The organism is Acinetobacter sp. ANC 3832 (genome assembly GCF_002135415.1).
Classification (GTDB): Bacteria; Pseudomonadota; Gammaproteobacteria; order Pseudomonadales; family Moraxellaceae; genus Acinetobacter.
Genome location: NZ_NEGJ01000017.1, coordinates 44,019 through 54,197, shown reverse-complemented (window position 1 = coordinate 54,197; position 10,179 = coordinate 44,019). Strand labels below are relative to the sequence as shown.

Annotated in this window: 9 protein-coding genes; 3 read left to right on the top strand and 6 right to left on the bottom strand. The window is 37.8% G+C overall.

Annotated features, from left to right (window positions below; all coding sequences use genetic code 11):
• Positions 1–664 precede the first annotated feature (664 nt).
• From B9T35_RS16575 to B9T35_RS16560, 4 genes are all read right to left on the bottom strand, one after another.
• A complete protein-coding gene (locus B9T35_RS16575; protein WP_086192223.1) occupies positions 665–1,972 on the bottom strand; it encodes a lytic murein transglycosylase in 1,308 nt (435 codons plus the stop codon).
• Positions 1,973–2,778: 806 nt separating this feature from the next.
• Positions 2,779–3,900 carry a 5-(carboxyamino)imidazole ribonucleotide synthase gene (locus tag B9T35_RS16570; RefSeq protein WP_086192222.1) on the bottom strand — a complete coding sequence of 374 codons (1,122 nt, stop codon included), beginning with the start codon at positions 3,898–3,900 and terminating at the stop codon, positions 2,779–2,781.
• 26 nt (positions 3,901–3,926) lie between these two features.
• On the bottom strand, positions 3,927–4,439 hold the full coding sequence (gene purE / locus B9T35_RS16565; RefSeq protein ID WP_086192221.1) for a 5-(carboxyamino)imidazole ribonucleotide mutase: 513 nt from the start codon (positions 4,437–4,439) through the stop codon (positions 3,927–3,929).
• A gap of 282 nt (positions 4,440–4,721) precedes the next feature.
• A complete protein-coding gene (locus B9T35_RS16560) occupies positions 4,722–5,066 on the bottom strand; it encodes a DMT family protein (protein ID WP_086192220.1) in 345 nt (114 codons plus the stop codon).
• 380 nt (positions 5,067–5,446) lie between these two features.
• Between B9T35_RS16560 and mpl the strand changes: the two genes are divergently transcribed.
• Positions 5,447–6,817 carry a UDP-N-acetylmuramate:L-alanyl-gamma-D-glutamyl-meso-diaminopimelate ligase gene (gene mpl / locus B9T35_RS16555; RefSeq protein ID WP_086192219.1) on the top strand — a complete coding sequence of 457 codons (1,371 nt, stop codon included), beginning with the start codon at positions 5,447–5,449 and terminating at the stop codon, positions 6,815–6,817.
• A 54-nt stretch (positions 6,818–6,871) separates the two neighbouring features.
• Here the strand turns inward: mpl and B9T35_RS16550 are convergent, their stop codons facing one another.
• Positions 6,872–7,156 (bottom strand): GNAT family N-acetyltransferase, encoded by a 285-nt coding sequence (locus B9T35_RS16550; RefSeq protein WP_086192217.1) that lies wholly within the window; start codon positions 7,154–7,156, stop codon positions 6,872–6,874.
• Positions 7,157–7,202: 46 nt separating this feature from the next.
• Positions 7,203–7,490 (bottom strand): GNAT family N-acetyltransferase, encoded by a 288-nt coding sequence (locus B9T35_RS16545; RefSeq protein ID WP_086192216.1) that lies wholly within the window; start codon positions 7,488–7,490, stop codon positions 7,203–7,205.
• 173 nt (positions 7,491–7,663) lie between these two features.
• On the opposite strand from B9T35_RS16545, the gene B9T35_RS16540 reads away from it, so the two are divergent.
• Together B9T35_RS16540 and B9T35_RS16535 are read left to right on the top strand one after the other, a co-directional pair.
• Positions 7,664–8,854: a sugar transporter gene (locus tag B9T35_RS16540; RefSeq protein ID WP_086192214.1), complete on the top strand. Its 1,191-nt coding sequence runs from the start codon at positions 7,664–7,666 to the stop codon at positions 8,852–8,854.
• A gap of 333 nt (positions 8,855–9,187) precedes the next feature.
• The gene (locus B9T35_RS16535; RefSeq protein WP_086192212.1) at positions 9,188–10,150 is read left to right on the top strand and encodes a TerC family protein; all 963 of its coding nucleotides are present in this window, start codon (positions 9,188–9,190) and stop codon (positions 10,148–10,150) included.
• The last annotated feature ends 29 nt before the right edge of the window (positions 10,151–10,179 follow it).

Sequence of the window (10,179 nt, the reverse complement as noted above, 5' to 3'; positions counted from 1 at the left end):
TTTTATTTAACATCACCGCCGATGGATGTGCATTCTACAGCATTCCTAATCCTACACAACCCCTTTTCTTAATTAATTTTAATTATTTGAATCGAGTGTGTGTTTTTTCTACTATTTTGATAAAAAAGTATATTTTTCACCTATTTTTTGATCATTTATAATAAAAATTTCTGATTTTCTTCCATTCTTTAATATTTTTTTGCTTTGCTGTATCTCTATAAATAACCAATCCCTGTATTACCATACCAAAAGTCTCGTTATTTTCATGACTATTATCGGATTCAATGAATCTATATGTACAAACTAAGCTTTTAGATTATCAAAATGATAGTTATATGCATAAAACTTAGCTCAACCATTAAAACAAGCACCCTAAAACTATCTTTTATAGCTATGCCTCATCTTAACTTGCTTTCACAACCAGTGAATCTAGTCATGTTCAGATTATTCTAAAACCCATACACATACTTCTTTCTATCAATACTTCACTTTGAGCATCTTCTTTATATATCTTCATCAGCTTTAAACAAAAAAACCTATACTTCGACTTTAGGTATCACTTAAAAGCAAAAATCTCTATTCTCATGTGATCCTTCACCCTTTAAATGTGAATCCAAAATGCAAAAAAGCCTGCATAAGCAGACCTTTTCAAATTCTAGAGAGTCTATTGCATCATTTGTTTGGCATTTTCACTTCGAAAAGTACGCAAAATTTGCTGTCCTGCTCGCCCAGTTGGACTTAAACCGAGTTTAGTTTGCTCTTGGCGAATGGCTAGACGAGTTTTATCACCAATCAAACCATCAGCATCTCCAATGTCATAACCACGTTTTAACAGGAAGTTTTGAATTTCACGACGTTCTGCACGTGAAGTTCCTGCATCATCCGTTGGCCAAGCTTGAACAAAAGCGCCTTTTCCTTGTAAGCGATCTGATAGATGTGCAATCGCAAGTGCATAACTTTCTGCTGCGTTATAGCTATATATAGCATCAAAGTTTTTAAAGACTAAGAATAATGGACCATTTTCACCTGCAGGCGACATTAAGCCTGCTTGGCTGCTTTCCGAAAGGTTACCTTGAATAATCGCTGAGCCGTCCGCACGCGTTAATCCACGATTAACCCAATTATTAAGAGACTTTTTATTACGACGACTTTCACCACTTATAGACATACCTTCTGGGACTTTTACTTCAAAACCCCAAGGCATGCCTGTCTGCCAGCCACGCTTTTTCAAAAAGTTAGCTGTAGACGCTAAAGCATCAGCGGTACTTGATACTAAATCACGGCGCCCATCCCCATCAAAATCAACAGCCAGCTCTTCATAAGTCGATGGCATAAACTGTGTATGACCAAAAGCGCCTGCCCATGAACCTTTCAGTTGTTCTTCTCTTAAGTCACCACGTTGTAAAATACGCATGGTGGCAAAAAACTCACCTCGAAAATAACTTTGACGACGACCTTCACAACTGAGCGTACCTAAAGCCTGCAATAAAGGATATTTCCCTGAGATATCACCAAAATTACTTTCGACACCCCATACAGCAACAACTGTTTCAGCTGGAACACCATAAGCTGCTGAAACACGATTGAGTACGTCACGATGTTGTGCAAGCAATTGACGACCTTTTTGCACACGCTCCTCATCTACAAGCCCAGAGAGATAATCCCAGATTGGTGTCGAAAATTCAGGTTGATAGTTCAATTTTTCAATCACTGAATAATCAGGCGTTAAATTTTGTGTGTAACGATCAAAAGTAGAACCACTGACACCTGAAGCAATTGCTTGTGAACGTAAATTGGCGATACAGCTTTGAAAATTACTTTGAGATGTAAAATTATTATTTGAAATAGATGTTGAGGCTGTACTGACAGATGTGGGCTGTCCAGTTGCTGTTTGACCATTAATAATAAGTTCAGCATTGGCTTGAGTAAAAGCTAAAACAATCGATCCGCAAAGAAGTGATAAGCGACGCATAATATCCACAATATGGTTTTAAATTTAAATTATGTAATTACCATAGCATCCTGTGAATAAAATGACAGAAGCAAAACGTAAAATTTAAATTCATTCTCTCCATTTTGAATTCATAACCTGCGATTGCTTGTTTTAAATTTAAAAAATTTATCCACATACTGTTTATTTCAATTATTTTTAAATTTAAAATATTGAATCAACTTTGAATTCAAAAGATGATTCAGCCGCTCACAAGATTTATCCACAATTTATTTTAAATATTGAAATCTAAAAGTAGATGACATACTGTTGATAACTCAAGATATATTGATATTTTTTAAAAATTTTAGCTTATTTTATTTTCTATCTTTTGCAAAATACGATTTTAAATTAAAATCTTTGAATTTACTTCTAATGAAGTTTTAAATTTAAATATTTTTTCTTATGATCATGTGGGTAACTCGTAATCTCAGATATATTTATGTTGATTGATAAAACTTACCCACAAGCAATAATTTAAATTCAAAGCATAATTTATGACTAAATTGATCTCTAAAAATGATTGTATAAGATCTTTAATTTCTCCTTTCAAAAGAAAAATAAACAGGTTATTACCCCTTATGCACAAAATCTAAGTAAGAATTTACACATTTTTCATTCTTTTTCTTGGCTTTTTTATCATCATTAATGCCTTTATACACAATCAGTTGATTATATTTTAAGACAAATAACCGTTGCCTAACTGAAAGGAAAGCCATCATACAGAAAACTTAGCAATAAAAAAGCGACCATTTGCATGACCGCTTTTTTAACATTCAAACTCGTGTTTAAACGCTCATATCTTCACTCAGCGCCAATGGCTCAGGTAAGATTTTCGCCAATTGACGGCATAAATTAGTCAATTGTGAACTGTCATTCGGCATTAAAGTGATGTGACCAATTTTACGGCCTGCACGCTCAGTTTTATTGTACAGATGCAAATGTGCGCCATTCAAAGCCAGTACATCTTCAGATTTTGGATACTGACCAATAATATTCACCATAACCGTAGGGCGAACTACTTCTGTCGAACCCAAGGGTAAGCCTGCAACCGCACGAATATGATTTTCAAACTGTGAACATACTGCGCCTTCAATTGACCAGTGACCCGAGTTATGCACACGCGGTGCCATCTCATTGGCATATAAGCCGTTTTCAGTCACAAATAATTCAAGCGTCAACACACCGACATAATCCAAATGATTCAATAGGCGAGTGATGTAATTCTGCGCCACAGGCTGTAAATCTGTGCTGTTTGGTGCAGGAACAATGGAATGCGAAAGAATACCATTATGGTGATGATTTTCTGCTAAAGGCCAAGTTTTCACTTCACCATTTTGCCCACGCACTGCAATGATTGAGACTTCACGAGAAAAAATCACAAAACTTTCGGCAATCAATTCACCAGCAGGACCCAATTCAGCCCAAGCTTGTTCAATTTGATCTGCTGAACGTAATACAAACTGACCTTTACCATCGTAACCGCCAGTCGCAGTTTTCAACACGATTGGAAGACCTAAGTCTACAACCGCTTGTTGTAAGCTGTCTAATGAATCAACCGCTTTATATGGCGCAACAGGAATCTGTAATTCATCAAACAAGGCTTTTTCTGACAGACGATGCTGTGCAATGGCCAAAGCTTGACGAGGAGGGTGTAAATCTTTTTGCTTTGTTAAAACATCGACATCGATCAAAGGTGTATTTTCAAACTCAAGGCTGAAAACATCTGCACTATTGATAAAATCCTGCAAGCCATTTTCTACTTTGGTTGAAATGACCTGACCCAATGTTGCTGATGGACAATCTGTATTTGCTTCAAAGAAGGTACATTGAATATTCAGTGGTAACGCAGCTTGTGCCATCATACGGCCAAGTTGCCCCCCACCAAAAATACCGATGGTTTTATCCATAATCGTTATCCCGTGTAAGCTTAGCTTTAGATTTGACCAGGAATATTTTTGCTTGCCACTTTTTCAGTTTGCGCAGCACGGAACTCAGCAACATTTTTTGCAATTTCAGGACGTGTTAGACCTAAAATTTGCGCTGCCATAATTGCCGCATTGGTTGCGCCAGCAGGGCCAATCGCCAATGTACCCACCGCAATACCCGCAGGCATTTGTACGATAGAAAGCAATGAATCGACACCATTTAAAATAGACGATTTCACAGGAACGCCCAATACAGGTAAATCAGTTTTTGCTGCACACATACCCGGTAGATGCGCTGCGCCACCTGCACCTGCAATAATCACCTGAATGCCACGTTCGCGTGCTGTTTCAGCATATTCGAATAAACGGTCAGGCGTACGATGTGCAGACACAACTTCAGCTTCAAAAGGGACACCAAGCTGTTTCAGCATATTGGCAGTGTGTTCTAAAGTTGCCCAATCAGATTGAGAACCCATGATAATTCCAACTAAAGGAGCATCTTGTGCAGCGGCCGCATTCATTGCAAATATTCCATAAACCAATGTAAGGAAGGATAAATCTTGACGATAGCCAAGCTTTAAATGAATCAGAAGCTCACTATTATAGACTGAAAATTCATCTCACGAAAATTTAACAGATGCTGTGTCGCTATATTTTCGATATTTTTTAAGGAAATAATTCAGTCGAGCTTTTAAAAAGTATCCATTCTGTATTTAAGAATATGAGCGAATATCAATATTGAATCGGAAATACAAAGATGCTGAATTCTAAACACTTTAGATTAATTCCGTTATAGATCTTATTTACTGGCTTCTAAAAACAAAATAAACACAGCCAAAAAGGCATAGTCCTGCCCACACATAATCGAGCTTAAATGGCTGTTTAAACAATAAAATCATGAAGGGGACAAACACCAATAGAGTCACAACTTCCTGCGTAATCTTCATTTCACCCAAAGACCAACCTTGTTGTGCCAATAAACGTGTTGCAGGAATCATAAAACTATATTCAAGCAGAGCAATCGCCCATCCAAAGAGAATGGCTTGCCACAGTGGTGCATCATGTAAAAATTTAAGATGACCGTACCACGCCAATGTCATAAAGCAATTGGAGATGATGAGTAAAAATAGAGGAAGAGATAAGGCCATTTTAAAAAGATAATGATAAGAACATCGCAATAGATTACACGCTAAGCTTTAAAAAATAATAGAGTGGTCGACAATATAAATTGATAGAAAATCTAGATTAAAAGTTAATACAGCTCGATCACATCAAAAGTATCGTTTAAAGAAATTAGATATTTTATCTCAATTTTTTCAAACTCAATCCGTACAGGGCAAATATTAAATCAGAAAAATTCCCTTCTTATCTTTACCTATATTTCATGCTTGATGGCATAGCCAAAAACATACCAAGAAAAACTATCTTTTCACGAAAAGCCTTGATATCGTTGCTTTCAAATCAAATTAATCACGACAACAGCACAAAAAATTAAGTGATGTGTCTAAACCGTAGTGGAGTTAAGTATATGCATCTGCATATTTTGGGTATTTGTGGCACCTTTATGGGTTCTTTAGCGCTATTAGCACGAGATTTAGGACACAAGGTGACGGGGTCAGATGCGAATGTCTATCCACCCATGTCAACCCAACTTGAAAATGCAGGCATTACTTTAATGCAAGGCTATGACCACAGTCATTTACAACCACACCCAGATTTAGTGATTGTGGGCAATGCTATGAAACGTGGTATTGATGCTGTGGAATATATGTTGAATCAAGGTTTACCCTATATTTCAGGTCCGCAATTCCTAGCAGATCATGTACTACAAGGTAAACATGTGCTTGGTGTTGCAGGAACACATGGTAAAACAACCACCACGACAATGTTGGCTTGGGTGCTCGATCAAGCAGGTTTAAACCCTGGTTTCTTGATTGGTGGTGTACCTTTAGGTTTTAGCGAAAGCGCACGTTTAGGCGGTGGCAAATATTTCTGCGTCGAAGCAGATGAATACGATTCTGCATTTTTTGATAAACGCTCTAAGTTCGTACATTATCATCCTAAAACAGCCATTTTAAATAATCTTGAATTTGACCATGCCGATATTTTTGATGACTTGGCTGCGATTCAAAAACAATTCCATCATTTAGTCCGTACCATTCCAAGTGAAGGTCGAATTATTGCACCGATTACTGAAACGAATATTGATGAAGTCTTAGACATGGGTTGCTGGACACCTGTAGTTCGCACCTCTTTAGACGCCAACGAGACTACTGAGGTTTATGCGGAACAATTGGTCGCAGATGGTTCTCATTTTAAAGTATTGCAACACGGCGTTGTCAAAGGCGAAGTGAAATGGACAATGACTGGTCAACACTCTGTAGCCAATGCATTAGCAACCATTGCGGCAGCGGAGCATGTCGGTGTTTCGATTGAAACAGCTTGCGAAGCATTGTCGAATTTTGGTGGTGTCAAACGTCGTATGGAGTTGCTTGGTACAGTGAATGGTATCGAAGTCTATGATGACTTTGCACATCACCCAACAGCGATTGATACAACATTGGAAGGTGCTCGAAAGCGTTTAGCTGAACGTAAACTTTGGGCGATTATTGAACCGCGTTCAAACACCATGCGTATGGGTAGCCATAAAGATGGTTTAGCCCATTCTGCTCGGTTGGCGGATGAAGTGATTTGGTATCAACCTGAAGGCTTGGACTGGGATTTACAGCCTGTCATTGATGCTGCAACCAATAAAGCAGTGATTGCTCGTACTTTGGATGACATCATTAATACTATTGTTTCCAAAGCAGGCGAGGGTGATGCTGTGGTGATTATGTCGAATGGTGGTTTTGGTGGATTACATCAAAAATTGATGACGGCGTTAAAAGCAAATAATTGATTTGAAAGAAGAAAGCCCGCAATACGGGCTTTTTAATTTAATAAAATAAATATATCAAGCTACAACATCCGCAAAGCTTTTCTCACGTCTAAACATTACTTCAACATAAGAACAAGTGGGCACAATTTTTAACTTCTTTTCACGTGCAAATTCAACTAAAGTATCCAAAAGCTGACGTGCCATGCCCTGACCACGCAATGAATCATCGACCCATGTATGGTTGGCAATAATTTTATGCGCATCACTCCATACATAACTGATTTCTGCAATGCGTTTGCCTTGCTCATTATTCAGAAAAAATTCACCATTCTGTTGATTATCGATATGTTGAAATTGCATTTTTATCTCATTCATTTTTAATATAAATCAACTTTAACAAACAAACTTATGATTTCAAAACATCATGAATAGATGGGTCTTTATCAAAAACTGATTTTGCATAAGGGCAAAGAGGAATAATTTTTACATTCTTTTCACGGGCTAAACTGATTGCACGATCTAAGAGCTTATGACCGACACCTTGACCACGTAATTCATCATTAACCGTCGTGTGATCGATAATAAATTTATCTTCACCCGCCCATGTATACGCCATTTCTGCGAGACGATGACCTTCTTCACCAATATAGAACTCACCTTTCTTACCATCATCTTTATGCTTAATTTCTAACATTTTATTGATCTCTAAATGTGGTTTTCGGCAATCAACATGCCATACATTACATTGTGCCTTTGTTTACTTTTTGTCTAATACTGATCATCACATTTCATTTTTGCATTTGAATTAAACTTAACAAGTCACATTATTCAGCCTAAAATTAAGTATTCCTTTCAAAATTTCTGACTATGTCAAGCTCAGTGTTACATCCCACACCAAATACCACCCAACAGTGGATCAGTGTCATTAGCTTAGCTTTTGCTGCTTTTATTTTTAATACCACAGAATTTATTCCAGTCGCTTTACTCAGCGATATTGGTCAGAGCTTTGCAATGCCTGCAACCGAGGTCGGCATCATGATTACCATCTACGCATGGGTGGTCGCACCTATGTCATTGCCCATGATGTTGCTGACCAAGAACATCGAACGGCGCTTTTTGTTGATTGCTTTATTCACCGTTTTTATTGTGAGTCATGTGCTGTCTTATTTTGCATGGAGTTTTGAAGTATTACTTGCAAGCCGAATTGGTATTGCCTTTGCACATGCCTTATTTTGGTCAATTACGGCTTCATTGGCAGTTCGTGTTGCGCCCAAAGGTAAAGAATTCCAAGCCTTAGGATTACTTGCAACAGGTACAGCTTTAGCCATGGTTTTAGGTATTCCATTTGGTCGAATGATTGGTGAGGCTTATGGATGGCGCAATACCTTTGCACTCATCTCCATTTGTGCAGTAATCATTTGTATTATTCTTGCCAAGACTTTACCTTTACTGCCAAGTGTGAATTCAGGCTCATTGAGTAGTATTAAAATCTTTTTAAAACGACCAAGCTTAATGATTGTATTTGCACTCACAGTCATCATCATCACCGCACAATTTACGGCTTATAGTTATATTGAACCTTTTGCTTTAACCATTGCACATTTCACTTCATCACAAACTACAACGTTATTGCTAATTTACGGTGGGGCAGGGTTTATCGGTTCGTATCTGTTTGGAAAATTAGGTGGTAAATATCCCAAACTTGCTATTCCTTTAAGTTGTGGCTTATTGGCAATGTCGATGTTGCTACTCTTACCATTATCTCAAGACTTCCTCAGTTTAACTAGTTTGAGTTTATTTTGGGGTATGGGCATTATCTGTTTCAGTTTAGCCATGCAAGCCAAGGCACTGAACTTAGCTTCTGATGCGACTGATGTCGCTATGGCGATTTATTCAGGCTTATACAATGTGGGTATTGGCGGTGGAGCATTATTAGGCGGTTACGTTTCGGCAAGCTATAGCCTAAACCATATTGGTCTAGTGGGCGGAATATTGGCAATTTTCGGGACAGTTTTGGCGTTATTTTTAGTACAACGTCGAGATTTCTTAGCCAAATAATCAGTTAAAATTTGCACAAGTCGTTTAAATATGCGATCCTGTGCAGATATTAAGAAATGTCATACATTTCTTTCAATACATACGTTTGAACAAGGGGAGTAGCCTCCTTCAAACTATATACATTTAAGTCCTGAATTAATAAAAGCACTTAAATGTATATAGGGTCAGAATATCGTCATTACGCTTTGCAAAAAGCCGGTATCTGAGCATTATTTTAAAAGACTCTTTTAAGATAATGTAGGCAAGACTTTGATCATGTTGGTACAGATGTTTAATCATCTGGCAACGGGTCAAGGTCTTTTTTATGCCTGATTGCCAGATTTGGAGAATTCGATGGACTCTATTGGTAATTTATGGCTGTATCTGGCATTTTTCGGCATTGTGGCTGTCATGTTGGTGATCGACTTTTTAGGCTTCAAACAAAAAGAAGGCCAAGAAGTTAAAATTAAAACTGCTGCATATTGGAGTATTGCATGGGTTTCCGTAGCAATGCTGTTTGCAGGTGGTTTATGGCTTTACTTGCAACAAACGGTTGGTGTTACTCTCGCTAATCAAAAAACCATGGAATACATTGCAGGTTATTTACTTGAAAAATCATTGGCGATTGATAACGTCTTTGTATGGCTGATGATTTTTGCTGCTTTTGCTATTCCACCTGCATTACAACGTAAAATTTTGCTTTACGGCGTACTCGGTGCAATTGTTTTACGAACCATCTTTATTTTTATTGGGGCTTGGTTTGTTCAAGAGTTTTCTTGGATTCTCTATATCTTCGGTGCATTCCTCGTATATATGGGCTTTAAACTCCTGAAAGGGCAGGATGAAGAAGACACCAATATTGAAGATATGAAGATTTTAAAGTGGTTACGTAAGCACATGCGTATCACACCGACAATGCAAGGTGAAAAATTCTTTGTTCGTCAAAATGGCGTGTTATGGGCAACGCCGTTATTCTTAGTTTTAATCTTGGTTGAAGCTTCGGACGTAATTTTTGCAGTCGATTCCATTCCTGCTATTTTCGCCGTGACCAGTGATCCGTTTATTGTATTAACAGCAAACTTAATGGCAATTTTAGGTTTACGTGCAATGTTCTTCTTATTGGCAGGTGCTGCATCGAAAATGCATTACTTACCTTATGGTCTAGGCATTATTTTGGTCTTCATTGGCGGTAAAATGTTATTGCTTGATGTGTTCCACATGCCAATCTGGATTTCACTGGGCTTTATTGTGGTGACTTTAGCGATTACAGCATGGTTATCGATTCGCTATAACAATAAGCAAGAATTGCAGTCTTAATACTTTTTTGATTGCGAGAGCCTTCCTAA